Origin of the sequence: Sphingomonas sp. BK481, assembly GCF_014194875.1 — a bacterium.
Taxonomy (GTDB): domain Bacteria; phylum Pseudomonadota; class Alphaproteobacteria; order Sphingomonadales; family Sphingomonadaceae; genus Sphingomonas; species Sphingomonas aerolata.
In genome coordinates, this window is sequence record NZ_JACIAP010000003.1 from 471,260 (window position 1) to 491,653 (window position 20,394).

Below are 20,394 nucleotides of genomic sequence, written 5' to 3' on the forward strand. Positions count from 1 at the left end.
CGCTGCGAAGGGTTCCCAAGGGGTGACGAACAGCCACGCGTTCCGTAAAGGCAGGGGCTCCCCCTGCAGATACCCCCGAGGCTCCGCTTATGTCCGACGACAATAATCTCCAGTTCTCCGAACGCGAAGCGCTGCTCTTCCATTCGGAAGGCCGTCCCGGGAAGCTCGAGATCATTGCGTCCAAACCGATGGCGACGCAGCGCGACCTCGCGCTCGCCTATTCGCCCGGCGTGGCGATTCCGGTGCAGGCGATCGCCGATGACCCCTCGACCGCCTATGACTATACCGCCAAGGGCAATCTGGTCGCGGTGATCTCGAACGGCACCGCGATCCTCGGCATGGGCAATCTCGGCGCGCTCGCGTCGAAGCCCGTGATGGAGGGCAAGGCGGTGCTCTTCAAGCGCTTCGCCGACGTCGATTCGATCGACATCGAGCTGAAGACCGAGGATGTCGATCGCTTCATCGATGCGGTCGAGCTGATGGAGCCGACGTTCGGCGGCATCAACCTCGAGGACATCAAGGCGCCCGAGTGCTTCATCATCGAGCAGACGCTGCGCGAGCGCATGAATATTCCCGTATTTCATGACGATCAGCACGGCACGGCGATCATCTGTGCGGCCGGGCTGATCAACGCCTGCCTCGTGACCGGGCGCAAGCTTGGCGACATCAAGCTGGTCGTCAACGGCGCGGGCGCGGCGGCGATCGCGTGCACCGAGCTGATGAAGGCGATGGGCGTGCGGCCCGACAACGTCATCATGTGCGACCGTACCGGCGTGATCTACCAGGGTCGCGACGATGTGAACCAGTGGCAGTCGGCGCATGCCACGACGAGCAGCGCGCGGACGCTGACCGAGGCGCTGGTCGGCGCCGACGTGTTCCTCGGCCTGTCGGCGGCAGGCGCGCTCAAGCCCGAGATGGTCAAGGACATGGCGGCCGCGCCGATCATCTTCGCGATGGCCAATCCCGAACCCGAAATCCGCCCCGAACTGGCGATGGCCGCACGTCCCGACGCGATCGTCGCGACGGGCCGGTCGGATTATCCGAACCAGGTCAACAACGTGCTGTGCTTCCCGTTCATCTTCCGCGGGGCGCTCGACGTCCGCGCGACGGGGATCAACGACGCGATGAAGATCGCCGCGGCCAATGCGATTGCCGAGCTGGCGCGCGAGCGTGTGCCCGAGGAGGTCGCGCTGGCCTATGGTGTCAGCCACAGCTTCGGCCCCGCCTATATCATCCCTGCGCCGTTCGATCCGCGGCTGATGGAGGTCGTTCCCGTCGCGGTCGCCAAGGCGGCGATGGCATCGGGCGTCGCGACCAAGCCGATCCTCGACATCGAGGCGTATCGCCAGTCGCTGCGCGCGCGTCTCAACCCGACCACCTCGGTGCTGTCGATGGCCTATGAGGGCGCGCGGGCGCATCCCAAGCGCGTGATCTTCGCCGAGGGCGAGGAAGAGGTCGTGCTGCGCGCGGCGATCGCGTTCAAGGAGGGCGGCTATGGCACGCCGGTGCTGGTCGGCCGTGACGACGTGCCCGACCGGTTGCGCGCGCTGGGCGTCACCGATCCCGAGAGCTTCGAGCTGCACAACAGCCGCGTCTCGCCGCTGGTGCCGAAGATGGTCGAGCTGCTCTATGCCCGGCTCCAGCGTCGCGGCTATCTGCGGCGCGACTGCGAGCGGATGGTGAACCAGGATCGCAACATCTTCGGTGCGCTGCTGCTGCAGCTCGGCGAGGGCGATGCGATGATCACCGGCATCACGCGTACCTATGGCGAGACGATGCGCCAGATCTACCGCGTGATCGATCCGGCAGCGGGCAAGACGCCGTTCGGCATCCACCTGCTCGTCGGGCAGAGCCACACGGTGTTCATCGCCGACACCACGGTCAACGAACGTCCGACCGCCGAACAGCTCGCCGATTTCGCCGAGCAGACCGCAGCGGTCGCGCGTCGCATGGGGCATGAGCCGCGCGTCGCGTTCCTGAGCTATTCGAACTTCGGCAATCCGAAGGGCGAGTGGCTCGACAATATCCGCGACGCGGTGACCGTGCTCGACGGTCGTCAGGTCGGGTTCGAATATGAGGGCGAGATGGCGCCGGACGTGGCGCTCAACCCGAAGCAGCTGGCGAACTATCCCTTCGCGCGACTGTCCGGGCCGGCGAACGTGCTGATTATGCCGGGTCTTCAGTCGGCGCATATCTCGGCCAAGCTGCTGCGCGAGCTTGGTGGTGATTCGGTGATCGGGCCGATGCTGATCGGCATGGAGAAGCCGGTGCAGGTCGCGCCGATGACGAGCACGGCGAGCGAGCTGGTGACGCTGGCGGTGCTCGCGGCGGGTGGGATTGCTCGGTGAACTCTCCCTCTCCCCTTAGGGGAGAGGGAAAGCGCGCGGAGCGTGCGAGGGTAAGGGCAGTGGCGGGAATGCGGCGCGTGCCCTCACCCTCCCACCGCTTCGCGGCGGGCCCCTCCCTCTCCCCCGGGGGGAGAGGGGTTGTGGTTAGGCGTCGATGCTGGTGCCTAGCGAGGCGTGGACGAGGCCGCCGTCGACGGTAATGGTCTCGCCGATCACGTAATCGCCGGCGCGACTGGCGAGGTAGATTGCGGCGCCGGCCATGTCTTCGTCGACGCCGACCCGCTTGGCGGGGATACCCTGCGCGACCGCGTCGCCGTGATCGCGGGCCGCCTTGTTCATGTCGCTGGCGAACGCGCCGGGGGCGATCGAGGTGACGTTGATCGAATCGGTCACGAGCCGCGCGGCCATGCGCTTGGTCAGATAGATCAGCGCCGATTTCGACGCGTGATAGCTGTAGGTTTCCCACGGGTTAAGCCGCTGACCGTCGATCGAGGTGATGTTGATGACCTTGGCCGGCCGGTCGCGCGAGCCCGAGGCCTTGAGCGCCGCGTGAAGCGCCTGGGTCAGGAAGAAGGGCGATTTGACGTTGAGGTCCATTACCTTGTCCCAGCCAACTTCCGAAAACTCCTCGAACGGCACGCCCCAGGCCGCACCCGCATTGTTGACGAGGATGTCGAGCCGGCTCTCATGCTCGGCGAACTGGGCAGCGAGCGCCTTGCAGCCGGCGACGGTCGAGACGTCCTGGGGCAGCGCGATGCAGTTGGGGCCGAGTTCGGCCGCGGCGGCTTCGCAGACATCCGCCTTACGCGACGAGATATAGACCTTCGCGCCCTGCGCGATGAAGCCCGCCGCGATCATCTTGCCGATGCCGCGGCTGCCGCCGGTGATCAGCGCGACGCGGCCGTCGAGACGGAACAGGGTGGTCGTATCCATGCGGCATCCTCCAAAGATTTTTGCGACTGGTATCGCCGCGCGGCGCGCGTAGCAAACCCGTTTTTCGAATCGCCGTGGTTTGACGAGGTGGTGCGCCGTACTGTTAGCGCAAAGCCGGCCCTCCTGCGCTCTCTTGATGGGTGCGGGACTAACGATCCCGGCCCGCATGGGCGTGTCCGCTGCATCAGCGGCAGAACATCGGAAAAGGGCGGCATGGTCGGCTAAAAAAGGGGCTCGTCGGCGCGGCAACACGCTTCGTCGGATATGGTTCCGCGACGCCTTTCAATTAAATCCGCACTCCCGTAGCCAGACTGTGACGAACGGGTTTTGACCGGGGGGTCTCGATGAATTTCAAGGCGTTAGCAGCGCGTTTTGCGCTGGTGGTATCGTGCGGCCTGATGACGGCCACACCGGCAGCGGCCCAGTTCTGGCAGTGCGTGACCTTTGCCCGCTCGGTGTCGGGCATCGAGATCCGTGGCAATGCCAACACCTGGTGGAGCCAGGCCGAGGGCCGTTACGAGCGTGGCCATGCACCAAAGGCCGGTGCCGTCCTCGCCTTCTCGCCGACCTCGCGGATGCGCGTCGGCCATGTCGCGATGGTCTCGAAGGTCGTCAGCGACCGCGAAGTGCTCCTGACCCATGCCAACTGGTCGCGTCGCGGTGCGATCGAAACCAATGTCCGCGCGATCGACGTGTCCGACGCGGGTGACTGGAGCATGGTCAAGGTCTGGTACGGGCCGCAGGGCGATCTCGGTACCTCGGCCTATCCGACCAAGGGCTTCATCTATTCAGGCCATGCACCGCGTGGCGACACGCTCGACGCCCCCGCCCAGCCGTCGCTTCAGATGGTCAGCGCGCCCAGCGCAACGCAGCGTGCCAATGCCGCTCAGCTCGCCACGGTGCAGCATGGCCCGACCGACCCGCGCGGCATCTTCACGCTCGTAAACGACGCGGGCTGAACCAGTTAAGCGATTACCGGGCCGCCATCGCCCGGAACGTCAGCGCATCGCCGTTCATGCAATAGCGCTTTCCCGTCGGCTTGGGGCCGTCGTCGAACACATGGCCGAGATGCCCGCCGCAGCGTCGGCAATGCACTTCGGTCCGCGCCATCCCGAGCGTCGAATCGACCCGGGTCCGCACGGCATTGGGCAAGGGCTGCCAGAAGCTCGGCCATCCCGTCCCGCTCTCGAACTTGGTCTTCGACGAGAACGCCGGCAGTGCACAGCCGGCACAGGAAAAGATCCCCGCGCGATGTTCGCCGTTGAGCGGGCTCGAATAGGGCCGCTCGGTCGCTTCCTTGCGCAGCACGTCATACGCGTCGGGCGACAGCTTCTTGCGCCACTGTGCATCGCTCAATGTGACCTCGAAGCGTTCGGCAGCCTGAGCGGACTGCGACGAGCAGCCCCAGAGGGCAAAGCCCGCCGCGCCTGCGCCGGCGAGCGTGAGGAACGTGCGGCGATCGGGCGATGTGTGTGTCATGGTCATGATATAAGTACGAACCTTGCCGCGAACAGGATGCGCGCGAAGGCGGGCGATGAAAGTCAGTAGCGGCTGATCTCGACCGGGAGCGTGCGATAGCCGTGGACGAAGCACGCGGCGACGCGGGTCGGCGGGCCGACCACGTTGATCCGCATGCGGCGCTTCGCCATTTCCTCGAGCAGGATCGCGAGCTGCATCTCGGCGAGCCTTGCCCCGACACAGCGGTGGATGCCGTGGCCGAAGGCGAGATGGCGCCGCGCATTGGGACGGTCGACGCGGATCGCGTCGGCATCGTCGCCAAACACGCTTTCGTCGCGATTCGCCGACAGATACCACAGCGCCAGCTTGTCGCCGGCCTTGATCGACTGGCCCTGCAGTTCGGTATCCTGCGTTGCGGTGCGCCGCATGTGCGCAAGCGGCGTCTGCCAGCGGAGAATCTCGCTCACGGCGTTGGGAATGAGCGCCGGATCCGCTTCGAGCATGGCGCGGGCGTCGGGAAATGCGTCGAGGCCATAGGCTAGCGCCGACATCGAATTGCGCGTCGTGTCATTGCCCCCGACGATCAGGAGGATCAGGTTTCCGATGAATTCGTGATGCTCCATATGCGCCATCGCATCCGAATGGATCATCATCGAGATCAGGTCGGGGGTCGGCGGCCGGCCGATCTTGGCGTTCCAGAGCGTCTGGAAATAGGCCCCGCAATCAAACATATGCGCGAGCCGCTGCTTGCGCGTTTCCTCGTTCTTGACGAGCTCGATGTCGCCCGCCCAGTCCGACCACAGCGTCAGCTTGCGCCGATCCTCCCAGGGGAAATCGAACAGGATCGCCAGCATCTGCGTCGTCAGTTCGATTGCGACGCGGTCGACCCAGTCGAACGGCGTGTTCCAGTCGAGCCCGTCAAGGATCTCCGCGGTGCGCCTGCGGATGTCGGGCGCCATGCGGGTCATCTCGCTCGGCGTGAAGGCGGGCGCCACCGTGCGGCGCTGGCTGGTGTGGATCGGGCGATCGCGCGCGATGAACATCGGCATGCGAACGTCGCGATCGCGATCGAAATCGGCGAGCGTGATGCCGCCGGCTTCGGAGGAATAGAGGTCGGGCAGCGACTCGACCTCGACGATCCCCCGGTAGTTCGAGACCGACCAATAGGGGCCGTAATCCGAGCTCGCGACATGGTGGACCGGGGCATGCGCGCGAAGGTGGCGGAAGGGCGCGTGCCAGACATCGTCGCGGTAGAGGTCCGCGCGACTGACATCGAGCGGGTCGATCGGCGGTTTTCCGGTTGCCGCCCCGTTGGTTACGCGCTCGCTGATCGGAGCCGTCGTGATTTCGCCTGCAAGCGTCGCCACCCATCACTCTCCTGTTTTCGGGCAGGAGACCAAGTACTGACAGCGATGTCAACAACCTGCGTCAGTGGGGCTTCGCGCGGCGCCAGAAGGGCCGGGCGCTGCCCGACTGGAGCACGCCACGGCGGAACAGTCGTGCGCCAACGACGATGAAGATCGTCACCCACAGGGCCTGCCAGGCCAAGGCGGCGACGTGCGGCCAGAGCTCGGGGGAATTGGCCGCGTGCCCGGCCATCGCGAAGGGCGAGGAGAGCGGGAAGAGTTCGGCGAGCGTCGCGATCCAGCTGCCGGGGCGCGAGACCGCGGCGGACGAGAGACCGAACATCGCGACCTGAAGGATCGTGATCGGCAGCGACAGCATCTGGATCTCGCGCATCGTCGACGCCTGCGCGCCGACGCCGAGAAACACTGATCCCAGAAGCAGATAGGCCATGGTGAAATAGCCAGCGAACAGCAGCGCGAACATCGGTCCGCCGACTGCGGGACGGAGATCGCCGATCGCCGCCGCCGCGCCTGCGGGAAGCAATGTCGTGACCTGTCCGACGACGGTTCCCCAGAAGGCGACGAACAGCACCGCGACGCCGAACATGCCGATCAGCTTGCCGAAGAATACCGATTCGAGCGGGACCGCGGCGGCGAGCACCTCGATCACCTTGTTGTTGCGCTCCTCGGCCATCGTGCCGACGACCTGGCCGGAGAGGAACAGCGTCAGGAAGAAGATCCCGAACACCGCGAAGAAGGCGGACTGATGCTGGCCACCGACCGAGCCGCGCGACCGCGTGATCCGGGTCTTGGTCACGTCGATCCGGGGCAGCGTGCCGCCCGCCTGTTGCGCCGCGAGCGTCGTCTGCGCGAGCGTCGCGAGATAGCCAGCCGCGCGGTCGCCGCGTGGACCATAGAGGATCTGTGGCGCCGCGAGCGGGCCGTAAAGCACTGCGGCGGCGTCGATATCGTTGCGGTCGAAGGCGTTGCGCGCCTGTGCCGCCGGATCGGCGGCGGCCGGCTGGGTGGTCAGGTCGGGTGGTCCCTCGCCTGGCCGGAAGATGCCGCGCAGCCGCGTATCCGCCTCGGCCATCATGCGCGACTCGGCGGCGGGGAGGATCGCGATGATCTGCGCCTTGTCCTGCGCGCCGTCGGTGACGCTGGCCGCGCCAAGGCCGCCGACCGCCCCGAAGGCGCCCATGATCAGCGGCGCGAACAGGAAGAGCAGGAAGATCGGAGTAAAGACGGTTGCGGTGAAATCGCGGCGGGCGATGGTGAAGGTCTGGCGCAGCGTGCGGCGGAAGCGGGTCATGGCTGCGCCTCCTGCTGGCCGACGATTCGCACGAACGCCTCGTGCAGCCCGGGGCGTTCGATCGAGAGCCCGGAAATGCCGTATCCCGCGTCGATCAGCCGCACCAGCAGCGTCTCGATCCCGCCGCCTGGCAGTTCGAACCGCCAGCCGTCGCGATCGGGCAGCGCGTCGGGGGGCAGCACGCCGCGGATCGCGGGGTCGGGACGGTGCGGGGTGTAGTGAACGCGCTGGGGCAGGACGCCGCGCGCGTCGTCGACGGTCCCCTCGAACCGGCGCTTGCCGCCGGCGATAATCGCCAGCCGGTCGCACAGCCGTTCGGCATGGCTCATGATATGCGTCGAGAACAGGATCGTCGCGCCGCGATCGCGCTCGACAAGGATAAGCTTTTCAAGACGTTCCTGGTTGACCGGATCGAGCCCGGAAAAGGGTTCGTCGAGCACGAGCAGATCGGGCTGATGGACGACCGAGCCGAGCAGCTGGACGAGCTGCGCCATGCCCTTCGACAATTTGCGGATCTTCTCGTCGACCGCATGGCCGAGCCCCGCCCCCTCCATCAGCGTCACCGCGCGCGCACGCCCGGTCTTCCAGTCGAGACCGCGCAGCGCGCCCATGAACGCGATCGCCTCGCGTGCCTTCATCGCGGGATAAAGTCCCCGTTCCTCCGGCAGATAGCCGACATGATCCGAGGCGTCGCGCGGGCTGTCGAAGCCCAACAGCGTGCGATGGCCTTCATCGGGTTCGATGATCCCGAGCAGCATGCGCAGCGTCGTGGTCTTGCCCGCGCCGTTCGGGCCGAGCACGCCGTAAATCGCGCCGGTCGGCACGGCGATGTCGACGCCGTCGACCACCCGCCGGTCGCCGAAGCGCTTGACCAGCCCGCTGGCCTTGACCGCCCATTCCTCGCCCACGCGCAAACTTCCTTCAAGCCGAGCGGCTGTGGTAGCGGGCGGACGTGCCCGACGACAAGCCATCCGACCTCGAATCGCGCGTGAAGGCCAAGGCGGCCGAACTGGGCTTTGCGGCGTGCGGGATTGCGCGCGCGGATGCGGCGCCGCTGGCGGGCGAACGGCTGCACGAGTGGCTGGCCGAAGGGCGGCATGGCGACATGATCTGGATGGAGGAGCGGCGCGCGCAGCGGGCGAGCCCCGCCGGGCTGTGGCCCGCGGTGCGCAGCGTGATCGCGCTGGGCATGAGCTATGCGCCGAAGGACGATCCGCTGCGGCTGGCGGAGCAGGGCGAGGTCGGCCGGATCTCGGTCTATGCGCAGGGCGCGGACTATCACGACGTCATCAAGCGGCAGCTGAAGGCGCTCGGCCGGTGGCTGGCGAGCGACGCGGTCGGTGTCGAGTATCCGTTCGATCTCAAGGTGTTCGTTGATACCGCCCCGGTGATGGAGAAGCCGCTCGCCGAGGCGGCGGGGCTGGGGTGGCAGGGCAAGCACACCAATCTGGTCAGCCGGACAGAGGGCAGCTGGCTGTTCCTCGGTGCGATCTACACGACGCTCGAACTGAAGGGCGATGCCGCGGGTCGGGATCTGTGCGGCAGCTGTGACGCGTGTCAGCGCGCGTGCCCGACCGATGCGTTTCCGGCGCCCTACAGGCTCGATGCGCGGCGTTGCATCTCGTATCTGACGATCGAGCATGCGGGCGTAATTCCGCATGAATTCCGGGCGGGTATCGGCAACCGCATCTATGGCTGCGACGATTGCCTGGCGGTGTGCCCGTGGAACAAGTTCGCCGCCGCGGCGAATGCCAATCTCGCCTTTGCGCCGCGGGCCGAGCTGGTCGCGCCCGAGATCGCCGACCTGATCGCGCTCGACGATGCGGGATTCCGCCAGGTCTTTGCCGGATCGCCGATCAAGCGGATCGGGCGCGACAAGATGGTCCGCAACGCATTGATCGCGGCGGGGAATAGCGGCGATCCGGCCTTGTCGGAGGGCGTCGCGGCGTTGCTGGGCGATCCGGCGCCGGTGGTGCGCGGGACGGCGGTGTGGGCATTGTCGCGACTCGACGCGGTGCGATTCGCGGCCGAGAAAGCGCAGCGTCGTGGCGGCGAAAATGACGACGGCGTCCGCGCGGAATGGGACCGGGCTAACTTAAGCTGACGCGGGCCAAGTGACGCGCGACAGGGGAAATTATTCACGAACGCCGGTGTAGGGGCGCGCATTCGAGACTTGCCTTGCGGGGGCAATGCGGACAGCGGTGGCGGTCCAAGGGGCGATGATTGCATATGTTGGCATTTTCCACTGCTACGATGGTCGCCGCGCTGGCGGTGCAGGCCGTCGACCCGCTGCCCGTCGCACCGGTCCCGGTTGCGCCGTCGACGGTGGTCGCGGACGAGCAGCGCATGCCCGAATCGCCCGTCGTGCCGGTATCGCCCGTCGTGCCGGTATCGCCGCCCGTGGTGCCCGTGGTGCCCGTAGCGCCGAATGCAGCGCCGCAGACCGCCCCGGTTCCTGCGCCCGTGCCTGCCGAGCCGAACGCGCAGAAGGACATCGTCGTCGTCGGGCAGACGCGCGATCCCGGCGATCCGTTGCGTGGCGTGAATGCCCAGGCGTTCGGCGCGACCCAGGCCGTCGACAGCGCGGTCGTGGGGCCGGTGGCGCGGGTCTACAAGCGCAAGGTGCCGAGCCCGATCCGCAAGGGTATTCACAACTTTCTCTATAACTTGCGCGAGCCGATCGTGTTCGTGAACTTCCTGCTGCAGTTCAAGCCGGGCAAGGCGGCCGAGACGGTCGGGCGGTTCGTGATCAATTCGACGGTCGGCGCGGCGGGGGTCATCGACGTTGCCAAGAAGCGGCCGTTCCGGCTGCCGCGCCGGTCGAACGGCTTTGCCAACACATTGGGGTATCACGGGATCGGCAACGGGCCGTTCCTGTTCCTGCCGCTGGTCGGGCCGACGACGGTGCGCGACCTGATCGGCGGGACGCTCGACCGGTTGCTGCTGCCCACTGCGATCGGGTCGCCGTTCACCGATGCGAGCTACACGGTGCCGGCCGGCGTGCTCGGCGCGCTCGACCACCGCGCCGATTTCGACGAAACTCTCAAGTGTTTGCATGACGATGTGGGCGATCCCTATGCATCGTCGCGCGCCTTTTACCTGCACCGGCGACAGGCGGAGATCGATCATCTCCACCGCCGGCCCCCGGCACCGCCGCCCGAATGCCAGGCGGCGCTGCCCGCGACGCGGATCCCGGTCGGCGCGGCGGGCGCAACCGAAACGGTGCCGCCGCCCGGGCCCTGAGCGGCTTAGCGGCCGCCGTCGCGGCGGGTGAGCGCGGCGACGCAGCTCGCGCGGTCGATCGTGCTGCCGTCGAGCTCGCGCGCGTCGATATAGGTGACCTTGGGCTCGCCCGATCCGGCGGGGTAGAGATAGGCGTCGAGCACGCAAATTCCGCTCTGGAACTGGAGCTTGCGCGCCACGCCCTCGCGGACATCGGCGTCGGGATCGCCGAACAGCCGGGTCAGCCCGGCGGCGGTCTGGCCGATCACGCGTTCGAGCCCGACGCTGGTATAGGGAATGGCGGGGCGTCCGACCGGGGCGGTCGCGACGGGCGCGGCGCAGCCCGCGAGCGCGAGGCCGAGGGCCATCGCCAGGCCCGGGGCGGACCGCGAGATTGCGAAGGCTTTCAACGCGTTGACACGTGATCTCGTCATCAGCTGGTCCCCCGGGCGCGCACCGCTGCGCGCGTCCCGTGATAAAAATGCGTCGCCATCGCCGCGCCCAGCACGGGGGCGGCGATGTTGAGGATCGGAACCACGAACAGCGCGGTGTTCGCAAGACCCAGCACGAAGCGTGACGCCCGCGTCGTCGCACGCCAGCCCCGCATCGCCGCGGCGTCCATGTGGCGCGCGGCCACCATGTCGCCGAGATCGCGCCCGAGCAGCCAGCCATTGACCAGGAAAAACGCCGCCGCGGTCCCGACCCCGGTGACGAGCAGGCCGATATAGACGGGCACCATCAACAGGTTGACGAGCAGCACGCGGAACGCCGAGCGCAATCCCATCGCCAGGCTGCGCGCGAAGGGCACGGGCCGCGCGGTGGCGAGACTGGCGGGATAATGCCGCGCCTCGACCGCAGCGACGACATCGTCGGCGAAGATCCCGACGACCGCGATCGCGACCGCGCGAAACAGGATCCAGACCGCGAGGATGGTCAGGAACAGCGCGACCGCGGCGGCGATCCCGGCCTGGTCGCTGCCGAGCCAGGCGGCGAAAATCGCCTTTGCGCCCAGCCACATGAGCAGGCCGAGCGCGGCGAAGACGAGCAATGTCACCGCCATCGACTTGGCGAAGACGCGCAGCACCGGCGGATCGCCGAGCTGGCCGAGCGAGAGGAAAAAACCGCGGATCATGCGTCAGCGATGGCCCGCCGCCTCGGGGCCGTCAACGTTGGGCTGCGACTCAGAGCGTGCGGATCAGGCGGACCGCGCGGGCGATCCAGACGGGGCGCTCGATCTGCTGGGGCGCGGCATCGTCGCCGACCGGAATAAGCGTGGGACTGCCGTCGGTTAGCGCGACCAGACGGCCAAAGGCGAAGCGGCCGGCGGGGCGGGGGACGAGCACGTCGCGGTAGAGCGCGCTCTCGAAGTCGTCGGGGCCGAGCGTGGTGCACCAGAGCACGTCGCCCGTGCGGTAGTCGCCGACGCCGGCGGCCACCGTGACCGCGACCTGACCCGGCTCGACATGCGGCGGGGTGGCGAGGTTGGGGCGGGTAGGGGCTTGAATTCCGGTCGAATCCAGGATCGCGACGACGGGCAGATCGGCGCGTTCGGGCATCGTCACCAGATCGACCGCGGCGACGTCGAGCGCGGCGGCGATCCGGTTGAGCCAGCCGACCGACACGGTCCGCGTCCCCGTCTCGAGCCGGCCGATCGTCTGCGCGGTTGTCGGGGGATCACAACGCCTTGCGACGTCGTCGAGCGTCAATCCCTTGGCGCGGCGGACGGCACGGATAGCAGTGATCATCGACAGGCTCCGTCGCTTGTACAAACCAGATAGGTTAGTTTCTCTTGCAATTTCTGGTCGAATATGGCAAGACAAACGAGACTCGGCAAATGGAAAGGGCGGCGCATGCAGGATCTGATCGAGGTCGCGATCGACGGGCGGGGCATGCGGCGGGAGCCTGACAGGGAAGGTGACAGGGTGGTTGAGCGGGACCCTGGCCGGGAAGTGCAGAGGGAAGGTGTCGCGCGGGGCGGGCGGAGCGTCACGGTCAACCGGGCGGAGTCGCCGCTGACCTGGCTGCGGTCGCGCGGGCTGATCGATGCGCGACAATATGCGGCGGGCGAGCGGTTGCGCGCGGCCTACGAGACCGCGTCGATCGCGCCGAGCGTGACGATGCGCTGGACGCCGCGGGTCGATGGCGGCGGGCAGGACACGCTCGACCCGACCGTCGCGCAGATCGCGGCGAAGCGGCGGTTCGACGCGGCGATCGCGGCGGCGGGGCCAGGGCTCGCGGATATCGTGTGGCGGGTGGTGTGCGCGGGCGAGGGGCTGCCCGCGGCGGAGCGCGCGCTGTCCTGGCCGGCGCGCGCGGGGCGGCTCGTGCTGACGCTCGCGCTCGACCGGCTGGCGACACATTATGAGGGCGGGGACGTCAGAGGGCGCGAGGGGGGCGGCGGCTCGCCTTTGCGGAGCGACGCGGGTAAGGGCGCGGCATGCGCTTCGATCTGATCAAATGTCATGGCTCCGGCAACGATTTCCCGCTGATCGACGCGCGTGCGCTGTCGCTGGGCGATGCGGACTGGGCGCGCGTCGCACGCGCGCTGGCGGATCGCGCGGGGCCGGTCGGGGGTGACGGGCTGCTGCTGCTGACCGCGGGTGACGAGCACGGGCGGGCGTTCGGGATGCGGATGTTCAATTCGGACGGGAGCGAATCGGAGACGTGCCTCAACGGGCTGCGCTGTGTCGCGCGCGCGGGGTTCGCCGCGACCGGGCTGACGCGCGCGACCGCTCGGCTGAAGACGAGCGACGCGCTGGTCGTGCGCGATGCGGAGATTGCGCCGGGCGTGTTCACGGTGCGCGAGACCGCGGGGCCGGCGTCGCTCGACGTCGCGGCGTGGCCGATGCATGTCGATGCGGACCAGATCGTCGAGGCGCCGCTGGCCGGGCTGCCCTCGACACGCGCGTTCACCGCGGTGGCGATGCCCAATCCGCATCTGGTGGCGTTCGTCGAGGCGGTTGACGATGCCGAACTGGTCCACGTCGGCGAGGCCTGCGAGGCGGCGCCCGACTGGCTGCCCAACCGCGCCAATGTGAGCTTTGTCGAGGTGCGCGGGACCGACCTGTTCGTCCGCACGCATGAGCGCGGGGTCGGGCTGACCGACAGTTGCGGCAGCGCGATGGCGGCGTCGACCTTTGCCGCGTGTCTGACGGGGCGGATCGCGTACGACACGCCGACGACGGTGTTCAACCGCGGCGGGCTGGTCCGCGCCGAGGCGGGGGCGGACGGCATGGTGACGCTGTCGGGCAATGCGACGGTCGAATGGACCGGGTCGGTGACGGTCGATCTGGATCCGGGCGAGCCGGGTGCGCGCGACCTGGTGATCGCGCGGCGGCATGACGAAGAGATTGCCGCCTGGGAAACATTGCGCACCGGAATGTAAAAAAGCGTGTGCATCGTTGCGGCCGGGGTGGCCGTATCTTCGCCGCGGCAGCCGGATCATCGGCGCCGATCAGGAGAGACCGTCATGACCCCCCTGTTTCGTACCACGATCATTGCCGCCGCTGTCGCCGTCAGCGGCACCGCGCTGGTCGCCGCGCAGACCAACCCGATGGTCGGCGGCGCCGCGATGTACCCGACCAAGACGATCGTCGAGAATGCGGTCAATTCGAAGGATCACACGACGCTGGTCGCCGCGGTCAAGGCCGCCGACCTGGTCGAGACGCTGTCGGGGCCGGGGCCGTTCACGGTCTTCGCGCCGACCAATGCCGCGTTCGCGAAGCTGCCCGCGGGGACGGTCGACACGCTGCTCAAGCCCGAGAACAAGGCGCAGCTGGCGGGCGTGCTGACCTATCATGTCGTGCCGGGGACGATCATGGCCGCCGACATCGCGGCGAAGGCCAAGGCGGATGGCGGGACTGCGAGCTACACCACCGTGCAGGGCGAGCCGCTGATGTTCATGAAGTCGGGCAGCGGCTGGGGCATCATGGACGGCAAGGGGCACAAGGGACGGATCACGATCGCCGATGTGCGCCAGTCGAACGGGCTGATCCATGTGATTGATACGGTGATGCTGCCGTGAGGGGGTAGGGTTCGAGCCTCGCGTGCCCTCACCCTCCCACGCTTCGCGTGAGCCCCTCCCCCTCCCCCTGGGGGAGAGGGGTTTGTTTAGCTGATCAGGAGGCCGGCGAGGGCGGCGGACATGAGGTTGGCGAGGCTGCCGGCGGCGAGGGCGCGGAGGCCGAGTTTGGCGATCATCGGGCGCTGGTTGGGGGCGAGGCTGCCGGTCACCGCCATCTGGATCGCGATCGACGAGAAATTGGCGAAGCCGCACAGCGAGAAGGTGATCACCGCGATCGTCCGCGGGCTGAGCCCGGGTTGCGTGCCGAGCGAGATATAGGCGACGAATTCGTTCAGCACGATCTTCTGCCCGAACAGCCCGCCGGCGATCCCCGCCTCGCTCCACGGCACGTTCAAGAGGAACATGATCGGCGCGAAGACATAGCCGAGCAGACCCTGGAAGCTCAGCCCCGGCAGCCCGATCATGTTGCCGAGCCCGCCGAGCAGGCCGTTGGCGAGCGCGACCAGCGCGACGAAGGCGAGCACCATCGCGCCGACCGCGACCGCGAGGCGGACGCCGGTCTGTGCGCCCTGCGCCGCGGCCATGATCAGGTTGGCGGGCTTTTCCTCGTCATGCGTCGCCTGCGGCATGGGTTCGCCCGCGGAGGATTCGCCGGGCAGGTCGCCGAGCGCGAGTTCGCCCTCGGGCGGCGTGACGCGGTCGGGCATGATGATCTTCGCCATCAGGATTCCGCCGGGCGCGGCCATGAAGCTGGCGGCGAGCAGATAGTCGATGCGGATCCCCATCGACGCGTACGCCGCGAGGATCGTGCCCGCGACGCCGGCCATCCCGCTGGTCATCACGGTGAAGAGCTGGGCGGGGGTGAGGCCGGCGAGATAGGGGCGGATGACGAGCGGCGATTCGCTCTGGCCGACGAAGATGTTCGCGGCCGCGCAGAGCGATTCGACCTTCGACACGCCGATCACCTTCTCGATGCCGCCGCCGACCCAGCGCACGACGAACTGCATGATGCCGAGATAATAGAGGATCGAGACGAGGCTGGCGAAGAAGATGATGACGGGAAGCGCGGCGATCGCGAAGCTCTGGCCGCCGATCTCGGGGGTCGCCATCTTGCCGAACAGGAATTCGGTGCCCTTTTGCGAATAGCCGAGCAGATTGGCGACGCCGCCCGACATGCTGCCGAGCACGACCTTGCCGAAGCTCGAATAGAGCACGAGGATCGCGATGCCCGCCTGGAGCGCGAAGGCGGCGCCGACGATCCGCAGCCGGATCGCGCGGCGGTCGCTCGACAGCAGCACCGCGATGCCGAGGATGACGGCGATGCCTGCAAGGCCGATGATCAGTCTTTCCATGGACGCCCTGCGTTTTGGTACGATGACACACGCGGCCCCCCGGCTGCGCAAGCGGCCGACATGACACGGGTACGCCGTGCTCGCCAGTCATTTGACGCCTGCACGCGTTCAGACGGGCTAGGCATTTGACGGCGCGCGGCATTTCGCTAGCGTCCGGCGCGATGACCACAGACCTTCCCGCGTTCCCGCGTTCGCTCTTCATTTTCTCCGTCCTCTATGGCGGCATGGTGTGCATCGCCGGCGTGCTGGGGGTGAAACAGGTCGCGCTCGGGCCGCTCGCGGTCGAGGCGGGGATCTTCGCGTTCCTGCTGCTGGTGGTGATCAGCAGCGCGATTTCGGAGCTGCACGGGCAGAAGACCGCGACGTTCCTGGTGCGGCTGGGGTTCATCCCCCTGCTGGTGTCCGCCGCGCTGATCCAGCTGGTGCTCGCGCTGCCGCATGATTCGGGGATGTACCCGCCCGCGGTCGACGCCTTCCCGGTCGTCGTCGGGCAGGGCGCGCGGATGATGATGGCGGGGCTGATCTCCTACGGGATCTCGCAGACGCTCAACGTGCTGATCTTCGCGCGGCTGGCGGGGCCGGTCGGCGGCGAGGGGCGGCTGGTGTGGCTGCGCGGGATGATCGCGAGCATCGTGTCGCAGGTGATCGACACGGTGCTGTTCATCACCATCTCGTTCCTTGGCGCGCGGCCGATCGTCGAGCTGATGGCGGGGCAGATGCTGACCAAGGTGGTGCTGTCGGTGGTGCTGGTGCCGTTTGCGATCACCTTCTTCGTGCGGCTGGGGCGGCGGCTGGACCGGGTTTGAGCGGGCCGGCCACCTGATGTGTCCCCGCGAAGGCGGGGACCCAGACTGGGCTCCCGCCTTCGCGGGAGAACAGGGAGGCAGGCGGGCCCCCGGCGGCTTTCACTCCCTCCCTCAACTGGCTAAGGGGGCGGGATGACCGATCATACGCCCGATCCCGCCCTGCTCGCCAAGGCCGAGACGCTGACCGAGGCGCTGCCCTATCTGCAGCGTTATGCCGGCAAGACCTTCGTCGTGAAATATGGCGGGCACGCGATGGGCGATCCCGAGCTGCAGCGCGATTTCGCCGAGGACATGGTGCTGTTGAAGGCGGTCGGGATCAACCCGGTCGTGGTGCATGGCGGCGGGCCGCAGATCGGCTCGATGCTGAAGCGGCTGGGGGTCGAATCGCGGTTCGTCGACGGGCTGCGCGTGACCGACAAGGAGACCGCGCAGATCGCCGAAATGGTGCTGGCGGGATCGATCAACAAGGAAATCGTCGGCTGGATCGGCCAGGCGGGCGGCCGCGCGGTCGGGATTTCGGGGAAGGACGCCGGCCTCGTCCTCGCGCAGAAGGTCGGGCACGGGCGCGAGCCCGACAAGCTGCAGGGGATCGAGCGGCATGTCGACCTGGGGTTCGTCGGCGAGCCGATCGCGGTCGACCGGACGATCCTCGACACGCTGATCGCCGCGGACATCATCCCGGTGATCGCGCCGATCGGGATCGGTGCGGACGGCCATACCTACAACATCAACGCCGACACGATGGCGGGCGCGATCGCCGCCGCGATGGGCGCGGCGCGGTTCTTCCTGCTGACCGACGTGGTCGGCGTGCTCGACAAGCAGGGCGAATTGCTGACCGATCTGGATCCCGCGAAGATCGCCGAGCTGCGCGCCGACGGGACGATCACGGGGGGGATGATCCCCAAGCTCGAGACCTGCGTCGCGGCGGTCGGGTCGGGCGTCGACGCGGCGGTGATCATCGACGGGCGCGTGCCGCATGCGATGCTGCTGGAGATTTTCACGCGGCAGGGGGCGGGGACGCTGGTGAGTGCGAACGGGCGGGCGCGGTAGGGGGTTCTTCTTCCCGTCGTCCCGGGCTTGACCCGGGATCCAGGGTCGCGGGTCGTGGTGCTGTTTGGCTCTGGATCCTGACTTTCGTCAGGATGACGGAGTTGGGGCAGGGGGGATGCTCTTTTTTCGTCAGGGTGACGGAAGGGGGTTGTTTGGAGGGGGCGGGGTTCTCGTTGTCGGTCCGCTGCCTTATATAAGGCATACACCAGCGGAGACCCTTGCCTTGCTCGCCCTTCTTCAGATCGTCCAGTTGCTGCTCAACCTCGTCTGGTGGGTCATCATGATCCAGGCGGTGATGTCGTGGCTCATCGCGTTCAACATCATCAACACGCAGAGCAATGTCGTCCGGTCGGTATGGGAGGCGCTGCAGCGGATCACCGAGCCGCTCTATCGGCCGATCCGGCGGATCCTGCCCGATTTCGGTACGCTCGACCTGTCGCCGCTCGTCGTGCTGCTGATCCTGTACATCCTGACCAACATCGTCGTGCCCAACATCGCGCAGAGCCTGCTCGCCCCCGGGCTGTGAGCGAACCGGCCGCCTGGCGTGCGGTGGATGGCGGTCTGGCGATCGTGGTCCGCGTGACGCCGCGCGGCGGGCGGGATGCGCTGATGGCGGGGACGCCGGAGCATCTGGCCGCAAGGCTCGCGGCGGCGCCGGTCGATGGCGCCGCGAATGCCTCGCTGATCGCGCTGGTCGCCAAAAGCTTCGGCGTGCCCAAACGCGCGGTGAGGATCGTCGCGGGCGAGACCGCGCGGCTGAAACGCCTGCATGTCGCGGGCGACACGCCTGCGCTGGCGGAAATCGCCGCCGCGCTTTAGGACGGCGGGCATGAGTGCGACCATCATCGACGGCAAGGCCTTCGCCGCCGGCCTCCGGGCCCGTATCGCCACCGGCGTCACCGCCTTTGCCGCAGCGGCGGGCCGCGCGCCCGGGCTCGCGGTCGTACTGGTCGGCGAGGACCCCGCGTCCAACGTCTATGTCCGGTCGAAGGGCAAGGCGACGCGCGAGGCGGGGATGGTGAGCGTCGAGCACCGGCTGCCCGCCGATGTCGGGGCCGAGGCGCTGCTCGCGCTGGTCGCCGACCTCAATGCCGATCCGACGATTGACGGGATCCTCGTCCAGCTGCCGCTCCCAAAGCATATCGACGAGCAGGCGGTGATCGCGGCGATTGATCCCGACAAGGATGTCGACGGCTTCCACCCGATCAATGCGGGGCGGCTGGCGACGGGCTCGGCGGGGTTCGTGCCGTGCACGCCGCTCGGCTGCGTGATGCTGCTCAAAAGCGTCGTGCCGAACCTGAGCGGGATGGAGGCGGTGGTCGTCGGCCGGTCGAACATCGTCGGCAAGCCGATGGCGCAGCTGCTGCTGCGCGAGAGCTGCACGGTGACCGTCGTGCACAGCCGGACGCGCGACGTGCGCGCGCATGTCGGCGCCGCGGACATCGTCGTCGCCGCGGTCGGGATTCCCGAGATGATCAAGGGCGACTGGCTGAAGCCCGGGGCGACCGTGATCGACGTCGGCATCAACCGCACCGAGGCGGGGCTGGTCGGCGATGTCGATTTCGCGAGCGCGGTCGCAGTCGCGGGCGCGATCACGCCGGTGCCGGGCGGCGTCGGGCCGATGACGATCGCGTGCCTGTTGCGCAATACTTTGGTGTCCGCCGGGCGGCGCGAAGGTGTTGCGATCGACGAGGCGGCGCTCGACCGGGCCGGCGCATGATCGAGCTTTATATCTCGTCGCTGATCACCTTCTTCGTGGTGATCGATCCGCCGGGCTGCGCGCCGATCTATGCCGGGCTGTCGGCGAGCGCGTCGGCGGCACAGAAGCGCGCGATGGCGTTCCGCGCGGTCGGCGTGTCGGCGGCGATCCTGTTCGTGTTCGCGCTGTTCGGCGAGGCGTTGCTCAAAGGGCTGGGGATCAGCCTGGCGAGCTTCCGGATCGCGGGCGGGATCATGCTGTTCCTGATCGCGCTCGAGATGGTGTTCGAAAAGCGCACCGAACGCCGCGAGGACCGCGCCGCCAAGGTCGCGAGCGATCCCGAGGCCGACGATGTGTCGATCTTCCCGATGGCGATGCCGATGATCGCGGGGCCGGGATCGATCGCGTCGGTGATGCTGCTGATGAGCCGCAACAGCGGGATCGAGCGCTCGGCGGTGGTGCTGGCGGCGATGGTGACGATCCTGTTGCTGACACTCGTCGCGCTGCTCGCGGCGGGGCCGATCATGCGGATCCTGGGCGCGAAGATCGAGGCGGTGATCACGCGGCTGCTCGGCGTGCTGCTGGCGGCGCTGGCGGTGCAGTTCGTGCTGGATGGGTTGTCGGTGGTGTTGCGGTAGGTTGGGGCGAAGGTGTGGGCCGTCCGCCGATTGCCGTCATCCTGACGAAAGTCAGGATCCAGGGCCAAAGCCGATACCGCGCGTAACTCTGGATCCTGACTTTCGTCAGGATGACGGGGGGAGGTGAGGAGACGGTGTGCCCACCCCCTGCTACGTCATCCCCGCGGAGGCGGGGATCCATCGTCTATGCAGTTGTTGATGACTCG

22 protein-coding genes are annotated in these 20,394 nt (G+C 67.9%); 13 read left to right on the plus strand and 9 right to left on the minus strand.

Annotation, left to right across the window (positions count from 1 at the left end; translation table 11 throughout):
• Positions 1-89: 89 nt before the first annotated feature.
• Entirely contained in the window at positions 90-2,348 is a 2,259-nt protein-coding gene (locus FHY04_RS08620; RefSeq protein WP_031394701.1) for an NADP-dependent malic enzyme, read from the plus strand.
• Positions 2,349-2,492: 144 nt separating this feature from the next.
• Here the strand turns inward: FHY04_RS08620 and FHY04_RS08625 are convergent, their stop codons facing one another.
• A complete protein-coding gene (locus tag FHY04_RS08625) occupies positions 2,493-3,281 on the minus strand; it encodes an SDR family oxidoreductase (protein ID WP_159512323.1) in 789 nt (262 codons plus the stop codon).
• Between the two features lie 344 nt (positions 3,282-3,625).
• Here FHY04_RS08625 and FHY04_RS08630 point away from each other — a divergent pair, with 344 nt between their 5' ends.
• Positions 3,626-4,240: a CHAP domain-containing protein gene (locus FHY04_RS08630; RefSeq protein ID WP_081877380.1), complete on the plus strand. Its 615-nt coding sequence runs from the start codon at positions 3,626-3,628 to the stop codon at positions 4,238-4,240.
• Positions 4,241-4,253: 13 nt separating this feature from the next.
• Here FHY04_RS08630 and msrB read toward each other — a convergent pair whose 3' ends face one another.
• The 4 genes from msrB to FHY04_RS08650 all read right to left on the minus strand — a co-directional run bounded on the left by msrB (position 4,254) and on the right by FHY04_RS08650 (position 8,311).
• The gene (gene msrB, locus FHY04_RS08635; protein WP_183936192.1) at positions 4,254-4,760 is read right to left on the minus strand and encodes a peptide-methionine (R)-S-oxide reductase MsrB; all 507 of its coding nucleotides are present in this window, start codon (positions 4,758-4,760) and stop codon (positions 4,254-4,256) included.
• 62 nt (positions 4,761-4,822) lie between these two features.
• On the minus strand, positions 4,823-6,070 hold the full coding sequence (locus FHY04_RS08640; protein WP_183936193.1) for a cytochrome P450: 1,248 nt from the start codon (positions 6,068-6,070) through the stop codon (positions 4,823-4,825).
• A gap of 97 nt (positions 6,071-6,167) precedes the next feature.
• Complete coding sequence (locus FHY04_RS08645) at positions 6,168-7,397, minus strand: ABC transporter permease (RefSeq protein WP_183936125.1); 1,230 nt, start codon at positions 7,395-7,397, stop codon at positions 6,168-6,170.
• The gene (locus FHY04_RS08650) at positions 7,394-8,311 is read right to left on the minus strand and encodes an ABC transporter ATP-binding protein (RefSeq protein ID WP_037528830.1); all 918 of its coding nucleotides are present in this window, start codon (positions 8,309-8,311) and stop codon (positions 7,394-7,396) included. The genes FHY04_RS08645 and FHY04_RS08650 overlap by 4 nt, the downstream gene beginning before the upstream one ends.
• Positions 8,312-8,349: 38 nt before the next feature.
• Here FHY04_RS08650 and queG point away from each other — a divergent pair, with 38 nt between their 5' ends.
• Together queG and FHY04_RS08660 are read left to right on the plus strand one after the other, a co-directional pair.
• A complete protein-coding gene (queG, locus tag FHY04_RS08655) occupies positions 8,350-9,501 on the plus strand; it encodes a tRNA epoxyqueuosine(34) reductase QueG (protein WP_183936126.1) in 1,152 nt (383 codons plus the stop codon).
• Positions 9,502-9,626: 125 nt separating this feature from the next.
• Positions 9,627-10,640, plus strand: a complete 1,014-nt coding sequence (locus FHY04_RS08660; protein ID WP_260171396.1) for a VacJ family lipoprotein — start codon at positions 9,627-9,629, stop codon at positions 10,638-10,640.
• Between the two features lie 5 nt (positions 10,641-10,645).
• On the opposite strand, the gene FHY04_RS08665 is transcribed toward FHY04_RS08660, so the two are convergent.
• The 3 genes from FHY04_RS08665 to FHY04_RS08675 all read right to left on the minus strand — a co-directional run bounded on the left by FHY04_RS08665 (position 10,646) and on the right by FHY04_RS08675 (position 12,364).
• The gene (locus FHY04_RS08665; protein WP_183936195.1) at positions 10,646-10,987 is read right to left on the minus strand and encodes a hypothetical protein; all 342 of its coding nucleotides are present in this window, start codon (positions 10,985-10,987) and stop codon (positions 10,646-10,648) included.
• A 65-nt stretch (positions 10,988-11,052) separates the two neighbouring features.
• Positions 11,053-11,751 carry an EI24 domain-containing protein gene (locus tag FHY04_RS08670; RefSeq protein ID WP_183936127.1) on the minus strand — a complete coding sequence of 233 codons (699 nt, stop codon included), beginning with the start codon at positions 11,749-11,751 and terminating at the stop codon, positions 11,053-11,055.
• Positions 11,752-11,800: 49 nt separating this feature from the next.
• Positions 11,801-12,364: a helix-turn-helix domain-containing protein gene (locus FHY04_RS08675; protein ID WP_031394722.1), complete on the minus strand. Its 564-nt coding sequence runs from the start codon at positions 12,362-12,364 to the stop codon at positions 11,801-11,803.
• A gap of 105 nt (positions 12,365-12,469) precedes the next feature.
• Here FHY04_RS08675 and FHY04_RS08680 point away from each other — a divergent pair, with 105 nt between their 5' ends.
• The 3 genes from FHY04_RS08680 (at position 12,470) to FHY04_RS08690 (ending at position 14,643) form a co-directional block, all read left to right on the plus strand.
• Entirely contained in the window at positions 12,470-13,072 is a 603-nt protein-coding gene (locus FHY04_RS08680; protein ID WP_260171398.1) for a DUF6456 domain-containing protein, read from the plus strand.
• Positions 13,057-14,004 carry a diaminopimelate epimerase gene (dapF, locus tag FHY04_RS08685; protein WP_183936128.1) on the plus strand — a complete coding sequence of 316 codons (948 nt, stop codon included), beginning with the start codon at positions 13,057-13,059 and terminating at the stop codon, positions 14,002-14,004. Before FHY04_RS08680 ends, dapF begins: the two co-directional genes overlap by 16 nt.
• A gap of 84 nt (positions 14,005-14,088) precedes the next feature.
• Positions 14,089-14,643: a fasciclin domain-containing protein gene (locus tag FHY04_RS08690; protein WP_031395557.1), complete on the plus strand. Its 555-nt coding sequence runs from the start codon at positions 14,089-14,091 to the stop codon at positions 14,641-14,643.
• A gap of 86 nt (positions 14,644-14,729) precedes the next feature.
• On the opposite strand, the gene FHY04_RS08695 is transcribed toward FHY04_RS08690, so the two are convergent.
• Positions 14,730-15,995, minus strand: coding sequence for a NupC/NupG family nucleoside CNT transporter (locus tag FHY04_RS08695; RefSeq protein ID WP_031440507.1), 1,266 nt, complete (start codon positions 15,993-15,995; stop codon positions 14,730-14,732).
• A gap of 161 nt (positions 15,996-16,156) precedes the next feature.
• Between FHY04_RS08695 and FHY04_RS08700 the strand changes: the two genes are divergently transcribed.
• The 6 genes from FHY04_RS08700 (at position 16,157) to FHY04_RS08725 (ending at position 20,188) form a co-directional block, all read left to right on the plus strand.
• Positions 16,157-16,801 (plus strand): queuosine precursor transporter, encoded by a 645-nt coding sequence (locus FHY04_RS08700; RefSeq protein WP_183936129.1) that lies wholly within the window; start codon positions 16,157-16,159, stop codon positions 16,799-16,801.
• 132 nt (positions 16,802-16,933) lie between these two features.
• Complete coding sequence (argB, locus tag FHY04_RS08705; RefSeq protein WP_056406920.1) at positions 16,934-17,851, plus strand: acetylglutamate kinase; 918 nt, start codon at positions 16,934-16,936, stop codon at positions 17,849-17,851.
• 223 nt (positions 17,852-18,074) lie between these two features.
• Positions 18,075-18,377 carry a YggT family protein gene (locus FHY04_RS08710; protein WP_031395935.1) on the plus strand — a complete coding sequence of 101 codons (303 nt, stop codon included), beginning with the start codon at positions 18,075-18,077 and terminating at the stop codon, positions 18,375-18,377.
• Positions 18,374-18,670 (plus strand): DUF167 family protein, encoded by a 297-nt coding sequence (locus tag FHY04_RS08715; RefSeq protein ID WP_183936130.1) that lies wholly within the window; start codon positions 18,374-18,376, stop codon positions 18,668-18,670. Before FHY04_RS08710 ends, FHY04_RS08715 begins: the two co-directional genes overlap by 4 nt.
• Before the next feature lie 10 nt (positions 18,671-18,680).
• Positions 18,681-19,571 (plus strand): bifunctional methylenetetrahydrofolate dehydrogenase/methenyltetrahydrofolate cyclohydrolase FolD, encoded by an 891-nt coding sequence (gene folD, locus FHY04_RS08720; RefSeq protein WP_183936131.1) that lies wholly within the window; start codon positions 18,681-18,683, stop codon positions 19,569-19,571.
• Positions 19,568-20,188 carry a MarC family protein gene (locus tag FHY04_RS08725; RefSeq protein ID WP_031440980.1) on the plus strand — a complete coding sequence of 207 codons (621 nt, stop codon included), beginning with the start codon at positions 19,568-19,570 and terminating at the stop codon, positions 20,186-20,188. The genes folD and FHY04_RS08725 overlap by 4 nt, the downstream gene beginning before the upstream one ends.
• Positions 20,189-20,394: the final 206 nt, after the last annotated feature.